At 70.8% G+C, this 479-nt stretch carries 1 protein-coding gene; it reads left to right on the forward strand.

Annotated elements, in window-relative coordinates:
* The coding region (locus tag N801_RS19215) for an HAD-IC family P-type ATPase (RefSeq protein ID WP_035941117.1) at nt 1-479 on the forward strand (479 nt) is incomplete at both ends.

Below are 479 nucleotides of genomic sequence, written 5' to 3' on the forward strand. Positions count from 1 at the left end.
TACAGCGTCGGCGTCACCGTCACCGGCGGCGGTGAGGTCTTCTACGAAGCTGCCGCGGTCCTCACCACGTTCGTGCTCCTCGGGCACTGGTTCGAGATGCGTGCCCGCGGCGGCGCCAACGACGCGATCCGCGCACTCCTGGACCTGGCACCGCCCAAGGCCACGGTCCTGCGGGGCGACCAGGAGGTCGAGATCCCCACCGCCGAGGTCGTCGTCGGCGACCTCGTGCTGATCCGACCCGGCGGCAAGGTGCCCGTGGACGGCACGGTCGAGGACGGCATCTCCGAGGTGGACGAGTCGATGGTCACCGGCGAGAGCATGCCGGTGGGCAAGTCGCCCGGCTCCGAGGTGATCGGGGCCTCCATCAACACCACCGGGACCCTGCGGGTCCGGGCCACCAAGGTCGGCTCCGACACGGCGCTGGCACAGATCGTCCAGCTGGTGCAGGAGGCCCAGAACTCCAAGGCCCCCGGACAGCG

Origin of the sequence: Knoellia aerolata DSM 18566, from assembly GCF_000768695.1 — a bacterium.
GTDB lineage: Bacteria > Actinomycetota > Actinomycetes > Actinomycetales > Dermatophilaceae > Knoellia > Knoellia aerolata.